Below are 16,582 nucleotides of genomic sequence, written 5' to 3' on the forward strand. Positions count from 1 at the left end.
GTGTACATGTCCGTTGCAGAAGAACATGAAAGGCTCTTCCAACCTTCAGATGCTGACGGAGGAATACCCGCCGGTCACCTTCATGAAAGAAGGGAAGGTCGCCGGTTTCGTCACGGACGTGGTGCGGGAGATCGCCGCCCGCCAGGGGATCCGGGACGACATCCGGCTGACCTCCTGGGATGAGGCCTACAAGACGGCCCTGAACAGGCCGAACGTCGTGCTTTTCAGCACGGAGCGAACGGAAAAGCGGGAGCAGCTCTTTCGCTGGGTGGGGCCGGTCGGAAAAAACAGCGCGATCTTCTATGCGAAGAAAGGCTCCGGTATCCGGATCGACAGCCTGGATGACGCCAGAAAGATTGCCGCCATCGCCACGACGACCGACTGGTTCACGGAACAGAACCTGAAGAATAAAGGATTCACGAATCTCAAAAGCTCGCCCCTTCCCGTCACCAATGTCAGGCAGCTCATGAAGGGCGAGGTGCAGCTTGCCGTCTTCACCGATATCACCGTCCCGGAGATCGTGAAAAATGCGGGATACGCCATGAGTGACCTGGAGCCGGTCTTTACCGTGAGCAGCACATATTTCTATATCGCCATATCGCGCGGCACGCCTGAAGAAACGGTCAGGATATGGCAGACAACCCTGGCCGGCCTGAAGGCGGACGGAACCTTTGAAAAGATATACCGGCGCTACCTGCCCAATGCCGATCTCGCCGACCTGCTGAAAAAGTAGGGAACAAGTTTTTGCCGGCGGCACGCCGTTTCCATGTTTCCCATCGAGATCAGGAGGAACTCATGGCTGTCCGTCCTGCCGGGAGACGCGATACATGTCTCCCGACAGGACCGGCGGCATAATCCGCCTCATTCACACCGATTGCCCGAGCCTCTCGGCACCATGAAACTTTCTTCATCATTTTCTCCAAATAATTAAAATATTCGGCTTTGTATCAAAATCTGGTATAAAAAAACCGGCCGTATCCGGGGCAAAGAAGCGGGAGCCGGAAAATCGGCTGCGGGTCCGTTCGTCCGCCTGACACATCTTGGAGCTGGCCGGTTGTGAATATTTCCCTTTCGTGCTGGCAAGAAAAATGAACGTTTCAGCAAAGAACCGAAATTTTCTCTTTCGTCCGGACAGTGACAGGCCGGAAGTCGAGGAGTTCCGCCGGACCGTCCTGAATAGGATCCTCTTCGTCATTTCGCTGCTCGGCCTGCCCGCCGCCGGCATCGGCGCGGTCCAGTCCTGGATGCAGGGCCGGTGGGTGTTCTCCGTGCTCTACCTGGGCCTGTACGGTATCTTCCTGTCAGGGACCTTCGCCTCCCGGAGGCTGCCCTACCGGGTCCGGGCGCTGATCCTGGTGTCCGCGCTGTTCCTGGTCTCCTTTTCAATCCTCCTGCGCATCGGCATGAGCGGCGTCGGCATGCAGCTCCTGCTCGGCGTCTGCTTCCTTTCGGCCCTGCTCTACGGCATGCGGACGGGGATCCTCGTCCTCCTCATCTGCATCGCCGCCATCAGTTTTGTAGCCGTCGGGATGACGACCGGCTTCATCGCAATCTACCCGGAGCACATGCTGACCTCCAGGTCTGCCATGGCCTGGATCACCGGCCTGTTCATCTTTACCATGCTGGTCGCCGTCATGGTGATCGCGCCGGAAATGCTCAGGCGGCGGATCGAGGAATCCCTGGACGTCCTCGAGGAGCAGAAGAAGGAAGCAGAGGAAGCAAACCTTAAGCTCCAGCAGGAGATCCAGGCTCGAAAACAGACCGAGGAGGGGCTGCGGGAGAGCGAAGAGCTGTACCGGAACCTGTTCGACAACCACGCCGCCGTCAAGCTGCTGATCGATCCGGAAACGGCCGGCATCTTCGATGCAAACCGGGCGGCCGTGGAGTACTACGGCTGGCCGCTGGAGCAACTCCGGCGGATGAAGGTGAGCGAGATCAACATGCTCTCCCCGGAGGAAGTGAAAGGGGCCATCGAACGGGCCAAGACCGGCCGGCAGTTCCGGTTCGAGTTCCGCCACCGCCGCGCGGACGGTACGGTCCGGGACATCGAGGGGTTCAGCAGCCGGATCCGGGTGAAGGGGAAGGACCTGCTTCACTCCATCATTCACGACATCACGGCGCGAAAGGAGGCGGAGAGCGCCCTTCGGGACAGCGAGGAGCGGTTTCGCCGGCTGGCGGAGAATGCGCGGGACGGCATCTGGACGACGGACCTGGACCTCCGGTTCACCTATGTGAGTCCCTACATCGAGGAGATGCTCGGATATACCGCGGAAGAGTTCCTGGGCATGTCGCCGGGCGACATACTGACCCCTGCCTCCCTGGAGAGGTGCATGCAGATCTTCGCCGATGAGCAGGCCGCCGAGAAGAGCACAAACCGGGCTCCCCTGCGGTCGAGAATCATCGAGGTGGAACACGTTCATAAAAACGGCGGCTTCGTTTGGGGCGAAATCAAGGTGACCTTCCTGCGCGATCAGGCCGGACGGGCAACGGGAATCCTGGGCTTTACCCGGGACATCACCGAGCGAAAGCGGGTGGAGGAGGAGCAGGAGAGGCTGAAGGAGGAGCTCAACCGCTCCCGGAAACTGGAGTCCATCGGCACGCTTGCCGGCGGCATCGCCCACGACTTCAACAACCTGCTGACGGGAATCCAGGGCCACGCCTCCCTGATGATGCTCGGTCTCCCGGAAAACCACCCCCACCGCGTCCGGCTTCAGTACATCCAGGAGCAGGTCGTCAGCGCCTCCAGCCTGGCCGGCCAGCTTCTGGGATTTGCCCGCGGAGGCCGCTACGAGGTCAAGCCCACCGACATGAACGACATCGTCGGGAAAACCGCCGACATGTTCGGGAGGACCAAGAAGGAGATCGTCATCCGCAGATCGCTTCGGCCGGATCTCTGGACCGTGGAGGTGGACCGCTCCCAGATGGAGCAGGTCTTCATGAACCTCTACGTGAATGCCGGGCATGCCATGCCGGGGGGCGGCGAACTTGGCCTCGAGACGGACAATGTCGTCCTTGAGGATGGAAGAACGCTTTCCCTCGCTCCCGGGCATTACGTGAAGATTACCGTCAGCGACACGGGCATAGGCATGGACGACCAGACCCGGGAACGGATCTTCGACCCGTTTTTCACGACCAAGGGAATGGGACGGGGTACCGGCCTGGGGCTGGCCACGGTGTACGGGATCGTCAAGGGGCACGGGGGCGCGATCAATGTAGCCAGCCGGCCCGGCCGGGGGACGACCTTTGTAATCCATCTGCCGGCGTCGCAGAAGGCCGTAGTCCGGGAAGCGGCCCCACAGGCGACCGCCACGGGGGGAGCTGAGACGATCCTCCTGGTGGACGACGAGACGCTGGTCCTGAATGTAGCCAGGGAAATGCTGCAGGTCCTGGGGTACCGGGTACTGCGCGCGGGAAGCGGCCAGGAGGCGGTCGCTGTCTACCACGAGAGAAAGGACGGGATCGACATGGTGATCCTCGACATGATCATGCCGGGCATGTCGGGGGGGGAAACATTCGATCGCCTGCGGGAGATCGACCCGCAGGTCCGGGTTCTGCTTTCCAGCGGCTACAGCATTGACGGGGCGGCCCGGGAGATCCTCGACCGGGGCTGCAACGGCTTTCTTCAGAAACCCTTTCAACTGGAGCAGATGGCCCGGAGCGTACGGTCCGTCCTGGATGGAAAAAACGAGGGCCGGACCGGATAGGGCGGATTGACTGCGGCGGGCAATCGTCGTGCCCGCAAAGAAAGCCGTTGGCTTCAAGGGGAAAGTGGAATAAAGTCGCGCGTCGGTCACGGCGCGAAGGCCGTTCATCCGGCAGGGCCTGCAAATCACCGGAGGAAACCGCAATTCATGAAATCATACAGAGAAGAGCTCTGGTTCAACGTCCCTGCCCGGCGGGGCTTTGTCAACATCACCGCCGCGGTGGAGGAGTGCCTGCGGAAAAGCGGCGTCCGGGAGGGGATGGTCCTGGTCAACGCCATGCACATCACCGCCTCGGTCTTCATCAACGACGACGAGCCGGGGCTCCACCAGGACTACGAGGAGTGGCTGGAGAAGCTGGCCCCCCACGAGCCGGTGTCCCGCTACCGCCACAACCGGACGGGGGAAGACAACGGGGACGCCCATCTGAAACGGCAGGTCATGGGCCGGGAGGTGGTCGTGGCCGTCACCGCCGGGAAGCTGGACTTCGGTCCCTGGGAGCAGATCTTCTACGGCGAGTTCGACGGGCGCAGGAGGAAGCGGGTTCTCGTCAAGATCATCGGCGAGTGAGGCAGGACAGGAAATCAATCATTTTCAGGAGGAAACCATGTTCATGTTCGTTGTGTTTGTCGGGCTGGTCGCCATTTTCATCGTTTCCGTTTCGATTTACAACGGCCTGGTCCGGGGCCGGAACACCATGGAGTCCACCTGGGCGGATGTCGATGTCCTCCTGAAAAAACGCTACGACCTGGTGCCCAACCTGGCCGAGGCGGTCCGCGCCTATGCGGCCCATGAAAGGGCCCTCTTCGACAAGCTGTCGGAGGCCCGGTTCGCCGCCGCCGGCGCGCCGACCCCGGCAGCGAAGACGAAGGCCGAGAATGCGCTGACGGAGGCCGTCCGCGGCCTCTTCGCCGTCGCGGAGGCCTACCCGGACCTGAAGGCCAGCGAGGAGTTCATGAAGCTGCAGCAGCAGCTCCGGGAACTGGAGGACAGCATCGAGGGGGCACGGAGGACCTACAACGCCGTCGTCCGCGAGTTCAATATCCGGATCGAGGCGTTCCCCTCCAACGTCATCGCCACCTGGTTCGATTTCAAGAAGGCTGATTTCTTCGAGCTCGAGGCGCCCGAGGTCGAGAAGAAGCCGGTCAAAGTCACCTTTTCATGAACCCGGCCGGCGACCGTCCGGGAAGGCTTCTCCACTGGGCCTGGTTCATTCTCGGGGCCGGCTTCCTGGATCTCTTCGTCAATTACTCGGTCCGTCTGGGCTACGGCGTCGTCCTGCCGGAGATGATCCGGGACCTGGGCCTCAGCCGCACCGCCGGCGGGACGATCTACAACGCCTACCTGTTCACGTACATCGCCCTGACGCCCCTGACCGGCTGGCTCACAGACCGGATCGGGGCCCGGCGGGTGATCCCCGCTTGCCTTGCCGTGTTGGGCCTTGGCGTCCTCCTGATGGCGAAAGCGTCGAGCCTGGAGGGCGCCTGCCTGGCCTACGCGGTGGTGGGCGTGGGGGCCACGGGAATCTGGACGCCCGTCCTTGCCGTCGTCCAGCGCTGGTTCGCCCCGCAGCGGCGCGGACTGGCCCTCGGCATCCTCTCGACGGGATATGGCCTCGGATTCGCGGCAGTCGGGGCCTTCTTCCCCCTGGTGGCGCTCCACTACGGCTGGCGCCACACCTGGACGATCCTGGGGACGGCCGCCCTTCTCCTCGTGGCGGTCAACGGCCTGCTGCTCAGGAACGATCCCGAATCCTCGGGAACCGCCGCTTGGGGAGGTGAGGGCCGTGGCCCGGGGACGGCCGGAAGCGGTCCTGAAGCGGCGCCGGGCGGAGTGGGGGCGGTGATCCTCCGGAATCGCCTGTTCTGGCTGATCGGGTTCTCCTACTTCTGCATCTCCTATTCGCTTTACGGGATCACCACGTTCATGGTGGATTATGCACGGGACCAGGCGGGGCTGTCCCTCGGTGCGGCGAGCTTCCTGGCGACGATCCACGGCTCCTTCCAGGTCCTGGGCGTCCTGACGCTCCTTCCCCTGTCGGACCGCCTGGGACGGAAGCGGACGATCCTGTTCTCGAACGTCTGCATCGCGCTGTCAGTCCTGGGAATCGTGGCAGCGGGGTCGGGCCAGGCCGCGCTTTCGGCTCTGGTCGCGGTCTTCGCCGTCTTCTACGGCGTCACGTTTCCCATTTACGGCGCCTGCGCCGGTGATTATTTCCCCCGCCCGATGATCGGAACCGTCATCGGGGCGTGGACGCCCCTGTACGGCGCCGGGGCCATTCTCTCCCACTGGGTCGGGGGAATGCTTCGCGACGCGCTGGGAACCTACGACGCCGCCTTCCTGCTGGATGCCGGGATGGCCGCCGTCGCCGTCGCGCTCTTCTGGTTCGTTGGCGAAAGGCCGGCGCAACGGCCGGAAATGACGGTCCGTCCGGAGGCGGAGAAAGAAATGCCATGAGCCACCACCTGCAGAAATCGGGATACACGGCCCTGGTGGACCGGCTGAACCGCTTTCCCCAGGGGGCGCCCCCGTCGGAGTTGCTCTACAAGATTTTGAAGATCCTCTTCCGGGAGAAGGAGGCAGCGCTGGTCTCCCTGCTCCCGATCCGCCCTTTCACGGCGGCCCAGGCGGCCCGGCGCTGGAAGATGGGCCTGACGGAGGCGCGCAGGATCCTGGACGAGCTGGCGGGGCGGGCGATCCTCCTCGACACGGAGGACGAAAGCGGTGCGCAGACCTACGTCCTCCCGCCGCCCATGGCGGGCTTCTTCGAGTTCTCCCTGATGCGGACCCGCGGGGATATCGACCAGAAGGTCCTGAGTGAGCTCTTCTACCAGTACCTCAATGTGGAGGAGGACTTCGTCCGGGAGCTTTTTGCGGACGGGGAGACCCGGCTCGGCCGGGCCTTCGTCCACGAGCCGGCCCTGCCGGAGGAACCGGGCCTCGTCATCCTCGACTATGAGCGGGCCACGGAGGTCATCCGGACCGCCACGGTCCGGGGCGTCGGCACCTGCTACTGCCGCCACAAGATGGGGCACCTGGGACGCGCCTGCGACGCGCCGCTGAATATCTGCATGACTTTCAACGGCTCCGCGGAATCCCTGGTGAAGCACGGCCACGCCCGGGCCGTGGGCCCGGAGGAGGGCCTGGACCTGCTCCGGGAGGCCTGGGAGCGGAACCTCGTTCAGTTCGGCTCCAATGTTCGGGAGCAGGTCAACTTCATCTGCAACTGCTGCGGCTGCTGCTGCGAGGCCATGATCGCCGCCCGCCGTTTTTCCCTCCTGCAGCCGGTCCACACGACGAATTTCCTGCCGGAGGTTTCGGAGGAGGGCTGCACAGGGTGTGGACGGTGTGCCAACGTCTGCCCCGTGGAGGCCATGACCCTGGTCTCGGCAAACGATCCCCGCCGACCGAAGAAGCGAAAGGCCCGGCTTCGGGAGGAGATCTGCCTGGGCTGCGGTCTCTGTGTCCGGGCCTGCCCGGAAAAGCGGATCCGGCTCGTGAGCCGGCCCGAGCGGGTCATCACCCCCCTGAACACAGCGCACCTGGCCGTCGTCATGGCCGTCGAGCGGGGAAAGCTCCAGAACCTGATCTTCGACAACAGGGCGCTTTTCAGCCACCGGGCCATGGCGGCGATCCTGGGTGTCATTCTCCGGATGCCGCCGGTGCAGCAGGCCATGGCAAGCCGGCAGATGAAGTCGCGCTACCTGGAGGTCCTGATCCGGCGCATGAGAGGCGACGGGGGGATCGCGCCCTCGTCCCGCGAGTAATTTGCCCGGCCTCGGAATTTTCCCGCCCCCGGCCCCTTCTGTTCCCTTCCATTTCCCGTAAAAATAGGGTATCTCGTGTCGGCGGTCCGGTACAAAAATGTTCCGTATGGGGACCAAAATTGTTCCGGCGTGCACCCATCAAGCGACGATCCAAAGGAGGAAGGGATGACGGGGCGGGAGAGAATGGGCTTCGACAACGAGCAGTACCTCCGGGAGCAGACCGGGGAGATCCTCGAGCGGGTGAAGCGGTTCGACAACAAGCTCTACCTGGAATTCGGCGGGAAGCTCCTGTACGACTACCACGCCGCCCGCGTCCTGCCGGGGTACGACCCCAACGTCAAGATGCGCCTGATTCAGGAGTTGAAGAGCAGTGCCGACATCCTGCTGTGCATCTATGCCGGCGACATCGAACGGAAGAAAATCCGGGCCGACTTCGGCATCACCTACGATTCGGATGCCCTGAAGTTGATCGACGACCTCCGGGGATGGGGCATCGACGTCCTGGGCGTGGTCATCACCCGCTACGACAGCCAGCCGGCGGCGGCGCTCTTCAAGAACAAGCTGGAGCGACGCGGCGTCCGGGTCTTCACCCACCGGTTCACGAAGGGCTACCCGACGGACGTCGAGTCCATCGTCAGTGACGAAGGATACGGTGCCAACGAATACATTCCCACGGAGAAGCCCCTGGTCATCGTCACCGGGCCCGGGCCGGGGAGCGGGAAGCTGGCCACGTGCCTGTCCCAGCTCTACCATGAGTACCGGCGCGGCGTGAAGGCGGGGTACGCCAAGTTCGAGACGTTCCCCATCTGGAGCATCCCCCTGAAGCACCCGGTAAACGTGGCCTACGAAGCGGCCACGGCGGACATCCGGGACTTCAACCTCATCGACCCCTTCCACCTGGAGGCCTACGGGAAAAGCTCCGTCAACTACAACCGCGACGTGGCGGTCTTTCCCGTCCTGAGGCGGATCCTCGAGAAGATCACCGGGACGGAATCCTTCTACCAGTCCCCCACCGACATGGGTGTAAACCGCGCCGGCTTCGCCATCATCGACGACGGCGTGACTCGAGAGGCGGCGAAGCAGGAGATCCTGCGGCGCTATTTCCGGTACCGCTGCGAGTACGTCATGGGCTTCGCCGACCGGGAGACGGTACAGCGGGTCGAGCTGTTCATGAAGGATTTTCGCCTGAAGCCGGAGAACCGGCGGGTGGTGGCACCCTCCTGGGAGGCCGCCCGGGAGGCGCAGGAGCAGCAGAAGGGCAACGAGGGGATCTACTGCGGTGCGGCGATCGAGCTGGTGGACGGGACGATCGTGACGGGGAACAATTCACCCCTCATGCACGCCGCATCCAGCCTGGTTCTCCACGCCATCAAGCATCTGGCGGACATTCCCGACAAGATCAAGCTGCTGCCCGCGTACATCACGAACGCGGTGTGCAACCTCAAGACAGAGGCCCTGGGAGAGAAGACCGTGAGCATGGACCTGGAGGAGACGCTGGTGGCCCTGGCGATCAGCGCGGCCACCAACCCGGCGGCCCAGCTCGCCGTGGAGAAGCTCCACGAACTCCGAAACTGCGAAATCCACATGACCCACATGCCCACGCCGGGCGACGAGGCAGGCCTGCGGCGGCTCGGCGTCAACCTGACGAGCGAACCCAACTTCGCCACGAAGAACCTGTTCCTCTTCTGATCCATTCGGCGGGCTCAGTTTTCCTCTTCCACGATCCGGATGCGGACGGTCACCGTGCCGGTGCTGGTGTCGCTGGACGATCCGGCCGTCTGCAGCTCTCCCAAAGCCCGGAGGCGCTCGGACAGACCGGGCAGGGCGGCCGCGGGGAGGTCCGCCGTGATCGTGACCACTCCCTGCCGGGCCCGGCGGCGTATATTCCCGACGCTCAGTGCGCGCAGCTCCAGCTCGACGGCGGAGGCTGCGGAGAGGACGTCCTGCACGCGGAGCGAGAGATCCCAGGCGGGTTTCGGCGCCCGGGCTTGTTTCCTCATTGTTGCCGCATCGGACCGGTCTTCCTTCGCCGCCATGACGGCGGATTCCGATTGATCCTTCCGCTTGGATTCGTAGACGGCACCTGATCGGGCCTTCCCGGCTTCCCGCAGGGGTGTGAATCCGGTGTCATGGGGGGATTCCGCCGCCGGGGCCCGGGCGGCGCTCCTGCCGACAGGGGCGGGGGCACCGCCGGTTTCCGGCTTCAGCCGGCGCTCCGCTTCCGGCGGGACAGCCGATTTCGCCCGGTCCGGCGGGGGCGCGAAGCCGAACCCTTTTTCCTCCATCGCCTGCGGGCGAGACCGGGCCGGCTCCGCCTTGGACGGGGCCGCGCCGCGCATTGCACGCTCCGCCTTCGATTCCTCCTTCCTCAGATCCGGAGCGGGGGCGGGCTCCGGGATCCCCGGGGCCGCGCCGGGAGCAGCCGCCTTCTGCTCGACCCGGGCGGGGGGAAGCGGCAGGTCCAGGGCCTGCCGCTCCGGCTCGCTTGTCTTATAGACCTGGAAGGCCAGGACGGCGATGAGGACCATGGCGAAGGCCTGGATGGGGACCTTGATGTGAAGCGGGAAGAAAAGGGTCCGGAAGATCCCCCGTTTCGGCGCCGCCTCCTCGCGGACCCGGGTCATGATCTTCTGCTTGAGCCACGGCGGAGGCTCGACTTCCTCGAGATCCCGAACGAGGCCGACGGTTTTCCGTAGGTCCTCGACGGCCCGGCTGCAGGACGCGCAGGAGGAAAGATGCTCTTCGATCTGTCTCCGCTCCTCGGGCGGGAGGGCGTCGTCAAGAAAGGCCGACAGTCTGTCTTCAATCTCTTTGCAGGTCATCGCCGTTCACCCAGAAGCCGGGAGAGGCAGTCTTTCATGGCGCTCCGCGCCCGGAACAGCCGGGAGCGCACCGTGCCGCCGGGGACCTTGAGCATGTCGCCGATCTCCTCGTACGAGAAGCCCTGGATGTCCCGCAAAACCAGGACCTCGCGGTATTCGCCCTCCAGCGTTCCGATACACTCCTGAACCTTTTCCTCCCGCTCTTTCCGCTCCAGCATTTCACTCGGATTCTCCAGGGGCGAAACGGCCCGGCAGGGGAGGCAATTCCCGTCCTCCGACGGAAAGCCTTCCGGCGCGGGCGCTTCATGCCGGAAGCGGGCCTGAATCTGTTTCATCCGGTTCCTCGTCACGTTCAGGACGATTTCATGAAGCCAGGTGGAAAAACGCGCTTCCCGTCTGAATTTCGGCAGTCCCCGCCAGGCGGACAGAAAGGCCTCCTGGACGACGTCGCAGGCCTCGTCGTAGTCTCCGAGCATCCGGTACGCCAGGTTCAGCATCCGCTTCTGGTGCCGCTCCACGAGCGCCTCGAAGGCGTCCACATGGCCGTCCTGGCAGCGGGCGACGGCTTGGGCGTCCGGATCATCGACCGGTCGGTTTGCAGGGACATCCGCGGGATCAGCCATTCGGATCGGAAAACATCGCTCCTTTGAAAATGCGATCCCATGGCAGCGGATGCACCGCTTCTTGTCAAGTCCTTTTAGCCCTCTACCGGTAAGACAGGCGGCAGCCTGGAAAAGTTCCTCCCGCGAAAAATAAATCTGACCAATTTTTTCTTTGATGATACGATCCGCGCCATCCGGCACGAGGTGTGACGAATGGACGAAAAGGTGAGAGAAGCGATCTTCCGGAGGGTGGAGAAGGAGCCCTTCGCCCGGAAATTCGACCTGAAGCTCCTGGATCTGGCGGAGGGCTACTCCAAAGTTGGAATGACCTTTACTCAGGACATGGAGAACATCTTCGGCATGGCCCACGGCGGCGCGATCTTCGCGCTCATCGACGAGGCCTTTGAAACGGCCTCCAACTCGCACGGCACGATGGCCGTGGCCCTGAACATGGGCATCAGCTTCCTGGCCACGCCCGGCCCGGGAGCGGTGATGACCGCGGAGGCCCGCGAAATCAACCGGACCGCGAGGACCGCCGTCTATGACATCAAGGTCACCGACGACGGGGGGCGCCTCCTCGCCTCCTGCCAGGCCCTCGTATACCGGAAGGGAACGTTGCTCCCCTTCCTGGAAGAAGGGGCGTGACGGGCGCCATGGACTGGCTCTTCGCCCTGCCCGCCTACGCCAAGATCCTCGGCTCCTTCCTGGGGATCCTGCTCCTGAACCGCTTCGGGGCGCCCCTCGGCGTGGCGATCCTGTCCTTCGCGCTCCTGCTCACGGCCTGGACGGGAACGGGCCTCCAGGGATTCATCTACCAGGTCGAGACATTCATCCTGCCCCATAACGCGCTCTTGCCCCCGATCATCCTGCTCCTTCTCTTTTTCAGCGATTCCCTGAAGCAGACGGGACGGATGGAGCGGACCATCGCCGGCCTCAAGGCCTGGCTCCGGAAGAAGCAGCTGATCATCGCGGGGCTGCCGGCGCTGGTGGGACTGCTGCCCATGCCGGCGGGGGCTCTCTTCTCGGCGCCCTTCGTGGCCGCCATGGACGAGGAAAAGGAACTGGCGCCGGCCCGCAAGGTGGCGATCAACTACTGGTTCCGCCACATCTGGGAGTACTGGTGGCCCCTGTATCCCGGCGTCATCCTGGCCATGCAGTATGCGGGCCTGTCGGTCCTCACATATTTCCTCATCCAGGTTCCCTTTACCGCCGCGGCGATCCTGGGGGGCTATCTCTTCATCCTGCGCGGCATCGGGAGAAGAGGGAAGGGGGCCGGGCGGGAAAACGGCTCCTGGAATGCGGAGGCCGTGTTTTCGGCCATCCTTCCCATCGGGATTCTGGTGCTGGTCTCCATCCTGGGCTCGGCCGTCCTGCCGCCCCTCGGGGTGAAGGGAACGCTGGCCAACCTCTTGGCCATGCTGGCGGGACTGCTCCTGGCCCTGGCGGCGTCCTTCGCGGGCCATGGATCTACCTTCCGGCCGGCCCTCTCCCTGTTCCGGAAACGGGAGACATGGCTCATGGTCGTCCTCGTCCTGGGCATCCAGGCCTTTTCGGCGGCGCTCGTCTGCCCGCTGGACGGTACGGGAGGAAACCTTGTCACGGGCATGCGGGACGAACTGGTCCGGACGGGCATCCCCCTCGTCACGATCATCATGGTGATCCCCTTTATCTCCGGGGCGGTCACGGGGGTGGCTTTCGGATTCGTCGGGGCCAGCTTCCCCATCGTCTTCGCCCTCCTGGGGCCCGATCCCTCCCTGGGCGTGGCGGCGGCGACGACGAGCTTCGCCTACACCTTCGGCTACATGGGCATGATGCTCTCCCCCATGCACGCCTGTTTCGTCGTCACGGCGGAATACTTCCGCACGCCCATCTACGGGGCCTACCGGTACCTCCTGGGGCCGGCGGCGATCATGCTGGCAACGGCGGGGATGCTGTCGGCGGCGTGGTATTTTCTGCTGTAACCTCACACACAAACGGGGGCAGATTTTTAATCTGTCCCCGTTTTCCTTTATGGTCGCCCGTCAAGAGCAGGTTGTATCACCTTAGCCTGAATGCTTCTTTCCTCCCGAACTGAAATGCTCATGGAGGTATCGCATATGGTCTCATCTGTGTGCCCCGGCCGCCCGCCTGTTCCTGATCAGCTCGACATAGAGCGCTTCCATCTGCTCGGTTACGCGGTCCCAGGAGTAATTCTTCCGGACATGGGCCAGGGCGGCCGCTTTCTTCTCCTCCACTTTTCCCGGGTGTTCAAGAAGCTCGGCAAGCACCCGGCGCAGATCCTCGGGGCTGCGGTTGCGGAAGACATAGCCGTGATCTTCGATGGCCTCCAGGTTCTCCGGGATGTCGCTGGACACGCAGCAGTTGCCGTAATTCATGGCATCGAGCAGGGCAACAGGCAGTCCTTCCACCGTGGACGGCAGGCAGAACAGATAAGCATTGCTGAGCAGCTCCTGCATCGGCTCGCCGGTGACGAAGCCGAGGAAGAGAATTCGCGGATCATTCCCGGCCAGGCTCCATAGCTCTGCCTTGTACTTCTCCATGTGGGTTGCATCTCCCGCGATGACGAGCTTCATGTCCGTCTCCAGCTTGCGATAGGCCTCGATCAGGAAATGAGCGCCCTTTTCCTGCACCAGCCGGGCGGCAAAGAGGATATACCGGTCGGGTTCGAGGCGCTGCTCCAGGATCCATTTCGCCGGTCGTTTCTCCATAGGGGAAACGCCGTTGGGGATATAAACCACTTCACGCTTGAACCGGTCTTCGTAGTACTTTTTCTGCACTTTCGAGACCGACGTTGTCTTGTCCGGGAAATAGACGACGGAATAGTCCGAGAGCTTGAAGAAAGTCTTGCCGATGATCCCCCATTTATCCCGCTTCCACTCCAGGCCGTGGGTCTGTACGACTGTCGGAATGCCCTTCATCCGGGGAAAGATGGAGAACACGGACGGCCCGACGGCGTGGACGTGGACGATGTCGGCATTCCTGCTATGCACGATGTCGCGCGTCGCATGGTAGCAGATGGAAAGCTTGTGAAGGGCCCTGGTGTTGATAGAAGGGACCGTTACAATCCGCATACCCTGATGGAAACCGTCGACCGTTCCATAATCCCGGCTTGAATACACGGTCACTGCGTGACCCTTCTTAACCATACGTGCGCCGATCTCTTCCGTAACCTTTTCGATACCCCCGCCGATGGGCATGCCTTTAACGGCAACGTAGGCAATATGCATTTGATCTCTTATTCCTTCAAAGCTTTCCGATATATCTCCATGAGGCTCTGATAATGCGATTCTGTGCCGTATTCTCTCTCCGCTTTCTTTCGGGCCGCCCTGCCCATGTTTTCAATCTCCGTTGCATCCATCTCTGCAAGACGAGCCAAGGCAATCGCCAGTGCATTGCTATTCCCGGATTTGAAGAGAAAACCGTTCACTCCGTCCTCGATCATTTCCGGTATTCCTCCGATTGTTGCCCCGATAACCGGTTTGCCGCATGCCAGCGCTTCAAGAATGGAAATAGGCGCATTTTCATACCATTCAGAGGGTACTACGACAGCGAGAGCGTTGCGGGTTGCGTCCAGAAGGGAATTCCCCGACAGGTACCCCGCAAAACGGACTCTCTGATTATTTTCTGCCTGATTTTCCAATTCTTTTCGAATCGGGCCATCGCCGACAACAAGCAGTTCCGCATTCCGGTTCTGCAGTTTTGAAAAAGCTTTAATCAATGTTCTGATTCCTTTTTCTTCAGACAGTCTGCCAAGATAGAGAAAGTATTTACCGGGAGTGTAATTTGGATTAAAGTCAGACAAATTCAAGAAATTTGGGACAAATTCAATTTGATTTTCGGACCAGCCGAAGTCGATTAATTTATGTTTTAAAAAGTGGCTTGGCGATATTAAGTATTTGATGCTTTTCCTGTATTTGTTCAACCGCTCATTAACGTACGATTCCATGGCAATGACGGCCGATGCCCAATAGCTTTCCTTATGACAGCGATTTTTGACGGCTTTATAATATCGTGCCCGCTTGCAATCCTCACAAATGTGACCATTAAACATAAATTTATAGCTTGGGCATACCAGTTTATAGTCGTGCAGTGTCATGACCGCCGGTATTTTTTTCTCCGAAAGAAGGTCAAGGATCGAAGTAGTCAAACGTCCATACATATTATGGACGTGAGCAATATCGGGCTTGAATTCGTCGACCAACTTCTTCAACCTGTCTTTTGCACGGATAGAATAGAATATCTCTTTGATAGTCTTGACTGCCTCCCATGACAGGCTGATCTTGTTTGTCGTAATATCCGGCGGGAAAAAGCGTTCGTATTCCGATGGCATGTCTAGCGAATGCCTGCGGGCAAATCCGGCAACCGGATGGCCATGCCTTTTCATCATGTCCATCTCGCCGAAAAACACTCTCTCTGACCCGCCGCGCATGTAATAGTAATTATTCAGAAAAATGATTTTCATGAAATATCTTTTTATGGTTATGGGTTAGATGGAATCAACTCACGGAAGCGGAAACACGCTCCATAACCTGCGGACGCTTTTTCTCACCCTTTCCCTGTTTCGACTCATCGACAATATTCGGCTTTCCGGCACTGATCATGTAAAGTGCCAGAAGGCTCATCGCCGGAAAATGGTCATAGTTGTTTTCTGTGAAACAGAAGACGGCTATCGCGATAACGATCCAGCGATATTTTATGGCCATGCGGCGATAAAGAACGCCCCAGACGATGAGATTGAGGATCAGGCCGATGAGGCCCGTCTCGAAGAGGATCCTTATGTAATCATTGTGTGCCTTCTGCTTGAAAAGGATGTCCGTCGTCCCGATACCGTATCCAAACATGATCTTGTCCAGTGAAGAACTGAAAAAAAGTGTGAGGATGCGGTGCCATTGATATAGCCGCCAAAGGCCCGATGTATTGTCGACGCCTTGTCTCTCAACAATCGAATAAAAGTTGATTTCTTTGCCCGAAAGAACACGGCTGTAGTTTTTCTCTATAACTGCGATTTTTCCCCTCGTCATATCAATAGCCTCGAATCTGTCATTCGGCATGGCGGTGAACAATATAATGATCAAGGATATGGAGACAGCAAGGATAACGCTTCTTTTTATAAGATTTCCTTTTTTGGCAAAGAGGTTCAAATGGATAAACCCGGCAACGTATCCGATTAATGCACCACTTGTTCGAGCGAGGAATAAAAGTGTTATTGCGACTAAGTGGCTGGCACGTATGGCAGAAGAACGAGAGGATTCGCCATTGGTCAGAAGCAAAAGCATCATGGCAGTTAAGGCAAATGTATTTGGATTTGGTAAAAATCCTTTCATTCGAGGGTCTTTGTATCCATGGGCAATACTCCAGAAGCATCCGATTACAAGAAAAAGCAGGATCGCGGTATAGAGAATCCATGCTTTTTTTGTACGGCTGAGGGGGGTGAGGGGCAATGAGATACCGAATAGAATGACGATGTGTAACGCCAGGTATTTCGTCAGCTCTTGCATTGAAGAGATCAGGGTTTTCCCATCATACGACATCATCGGTATGAAGGGTATGAAAAGACAGAGAAATATGCAGAATGTCAAAAAGTTTAACCTTATCTTCAAGAGGTAACGCCAATAACGGACGTACAGGAACAGCAGGAACAGGGAGGCTCCATATATCGTTGTCTGCGTGCCTGTGATTCCTCCCACAAA

The 16,582-nt window shown here is 60.5% G+C and carries 14 protein-coding genes; 9 read left to right on the top strand and 5 right to left on the bottom strand.

The features are described from left to right. Positions 1-25 precede the first annotated feature (25 nt). The 7 genes from HPY65_08430 (at position 26) to HPY65_08460 (ending at position 9,157) form a co-directional block, all read left to right on the top strand. Entirely contained in the window at positions 26-733 is a 708-nt protein-coding gene (locus HPY65_08430) for a transporter substrate-binding domain-containing protein (GenBank protein NPU84503.1), read from the top strand. A 355-nt stretch (positions 734-1,088) separates the two neighbouring features. After that, positions 1,089-3,704 carry a PAS domain S-box protein gene (locus HPY65_08435; protein ID NPU84504.1) on the top strand — a complete coding sequence of 872 codons (2,616 nt, stop codon included), beginning with the start codon at positions 1,089-1,091 and terminating at the stop codon, positions 3,702-3,704. A gap of 147 nt (positions 3,705-3,851) precedes the next feature. Then, on the top strand, positions 3,852-4,271 hold the full coding sequence (locus tag HPY65_08440) for a YjbQ family protein (GenBank protein ID NPU84505.1): 420 nt from the start codon (positions 3,852-3,854) through the stop codon (positions 4,269-4,271). A 37-nt stretch (positions 4,272-4,308) separates the two neighbouring features. Then, entirely contained in the window at positions 4,309-4,866 is a 558-nt protein-coding gene (locus tag HPY65_08445; protein NPU84506.1) for a LemA family protein, read from the top strand. Further along, on the top strand, positions 4,863-6,158 hold the full coding sequence (locus HPY65_08450) for an MFS transporter (protein NPU84507.1): 1,296 nt from the start codon (positions 4,863-4,865) through the stop codon (positions 6,156-6,158). The genes HPY65_08445 and HPY65_08450 overlap by 4 nt, the downstream gene beginning before the upstream one ends. After that, positions 6,155-7,468 carry a 4Fe-4S dicluster domain-containing protein gene (locus HPY65_08455; protein NPU84508.1) on the top strand — a complete coding sequence of 438 codons (1,314 nt, stop codon included), beginning with the start codon at positions 6,155-6,157 and terminating at the stop codon, positions 7,466-7,468. The genes HPY65_08450 and HPY65_08455 overlap by 4 nt, the downstream gene beginning before the upstream one ends. 165 nt (positions 7,469-7,633) lie before the next feature. Beyond that, a complete protein-coding gene (locus tag HPY65_08460) occupies positions 7,634-9,157 on the top strand; it encodes a DUF1846 domain-containing protein (GenBank protein ID NPU84509.1) in 1,524 nt (507 codons plus the stop codon). 14 nt (positions 9,158-9,171) lie between these two features. Here HPY65_08460 and HPY65_08465 read toward each other — a convergent pair whose 3' ends face one another. Both HPY65_08465 and HPY65_08470 read right to left on the bottom strand, forming a co-directional pair. Further along, positions 9,172-10,290, bottom strand: a complete 1,119-nt coding sequence (locus HPY65_08465) for a DUF2275 domain-containing protein (protein NPU84510.1) — start codon at positions 10,288-10,290, stop codon at positions 9,172-9,174. Beyond that, complete coding sequence (locus HPY65_08470; protein NPU84511.1) at positions 10,287-10,913, bottom strand: sigma-70 family RNA polymerase sigma factor; 627 nt, start codon at positions 10,911-10,913, stop codon at positions 10,287-10,289. The genes HPY65_08465 and HPY65_08470 overlap by 4 nt, the downstream gene beginning before the upstream one ends. A 192-nt stretch (positions 10,914-11,105) precedes the next feature. Between HPY65_08470 and HPY65_08475 the strand changes: the two genes are divergently transcribed. Together HPY65_08475 and HPY65_08480 are read left to right on the top strand one after the other, a co-directional pair. Then, the gene (locus HPY65_08475; GenBank protein ID NPU84512.1) at positions 11,106-11,537 is read left to right on the top strand and encodes a hotdog fold thioesterase; all 432 of its coding nucleotides are present in this window, start codon (positions 11,106-11,108) and stop codon (positions 11,535-11,537) included. Continuing rightward, on the top strand, positions 11,534-12,853 hold the full coding sequence (locus HPY65_08480) for a DUF401 family protein (GenBank protein ID NPU84513.1): 1,320 nt from the start codon (positions 11,534-11,536) through the stop codon (positions 12,851-12,853). Before HPY65_08475 ends, HPY65_08480 begins: the two co-directional genes overlap by 4 nt. A gap of 141 nt (positions 12,854-12,994) precedes the next feature. Here the strand turns inward: HPY65_08480 and HPY65_08485 are convergent, their stop codons facing one another. Genes HPY65_08485 through HPY65_08495 form a run of 3 tightly spaced genes read right to left on the bottom strand, consistent with a single transcriptional unit; the run spans position 12,995 to position 16,390 of the window. Next, positions 12,995-14,119, bottom strand: a complete 1,125-nt coding sequence (locus tag HPY65_08485) for a glycosyltransferase family 4 protein (GenBank protein NPU84514.1) — start codon at positions 14,117-14,119, stop codon at positions 12,995-12,997. 8 nt (positions 14,120-14,127) lie between these two features. Beyond that, positions 14,128-15,354 (bottom strand): glycosyltransferase family 4 protein, encoded by a 1,227-nt coding sequence (locus HPY65_08490; GenBank protein NPU84515.1) that lies wholly within the window; start codon positions 15,352-15,354, stop codon positions 14,128-14,130. Between the two features lie 34 nt (positions 15,355-15,388). Continuing rightward, complete coding sequence (locus HPY65_08495) at positions 15,389-16,390, bottom strand: O-antigen ligase family protein (protein ID NPU84516.1); 1,002 nt, start codon at positions 16,388-16,390, stop codon at positions 15,389-15,391. Between the last annotated feature and the right edge of the window lie 192 nt (positions 16,391-16,582).

Source organism: Syntrophaceae bacterium (assembly GCA_013177825.1).
Lineage (GTDB): Bacteria > Desulfobacterota > Syntrophia > Syntrophales > PHBD01 > PHBD01.

Coding starts and splice junctions, on each gene's coding strand:
- HPY65_08495 (NPU84516.1), bottom strand. CDS start 16,390: ATGCAAGAGCTGACGAAATACCTGGCGTTACACATCGTCATTCTATTC.
- HPY65_08450 (NPU84507.1), top strand. CDS start 4,863: ATGAACCCGGCCGGCGACCGTCCGGGAAGGCTTCTCCACTGGGCCTGG.
- HPY65_08445 (NPU84506.1), top strand. CDS start 4,309: ATGTTCATGTTCGTTGTGTTTGTCGGGCTGGTCGCCATTTTCATCGTT.
- HPY65_08475 (NPU84512.1), top strand. CDS start 11,106: ATGGACGAAAAGGTGAGAGAAGCGATCTTCCGGAGGGTGGAGAAGGAG.
- HPY65_08440 (NPU84505.1), top strand. CDS start 3,852: ATGAAATCATACAGAGAAGAGCTCTGGTTCAACGTCCCTGCCCGGCGG.
- HPY65_08485 (NPU84514.1), bottom strand. CDS start 14,119: ATGCATATTGCCTACGTTGCCGTTAAAGGCATGCCCATCGGCGGGGGT.
- HPY65_08490 (NPU84515.1), bottom strand. CDS start 15,354: ATGAAAATCATTTTTCTGAATAATTACTATTACATGCGCGGCGGGTCA.
- HPY65_08455 (NPU84508.1), top strand. CDS start 6,155: ATGAGCCACCACCTGCAGAAATCGGGATACACGGCCCTGGTGGACCGG.
- HPY65_08430 (NPU84503.1), top strand. CDS start 26: ATGAAAGGCTCTTCCAACCTTCAGATGCTGACGGAGGAATACCCGCCG.
- HPY65_08470 (NPU84511.1), bottom strand. CDS start 10,913: ATGGCTGATCCCGCGGATGTCCCTGCAAACCGACCGGTCGATGATCCG.
- HPY65_08465 (NPU84510.1), bottom strand. CDS start 10,290: ATGACCTGCAAAGAGATTGAAGACAGACTGTCGGCCTTTCTTGACGAC.
- HPY65_08435 (NPU84504.1), top strand. CDS start 1,089: ATGAACGTTTCAGCAAAGAACCGAAATTTTCTCTTTCGTCCGGACAGT.
- HPY65_08460 (NPU84509.1), top strand. CDS start 7,634: ATGACGGGGCGGGAGAGAATGGGCTTCGACAACGAGCAGTACCTCCGG.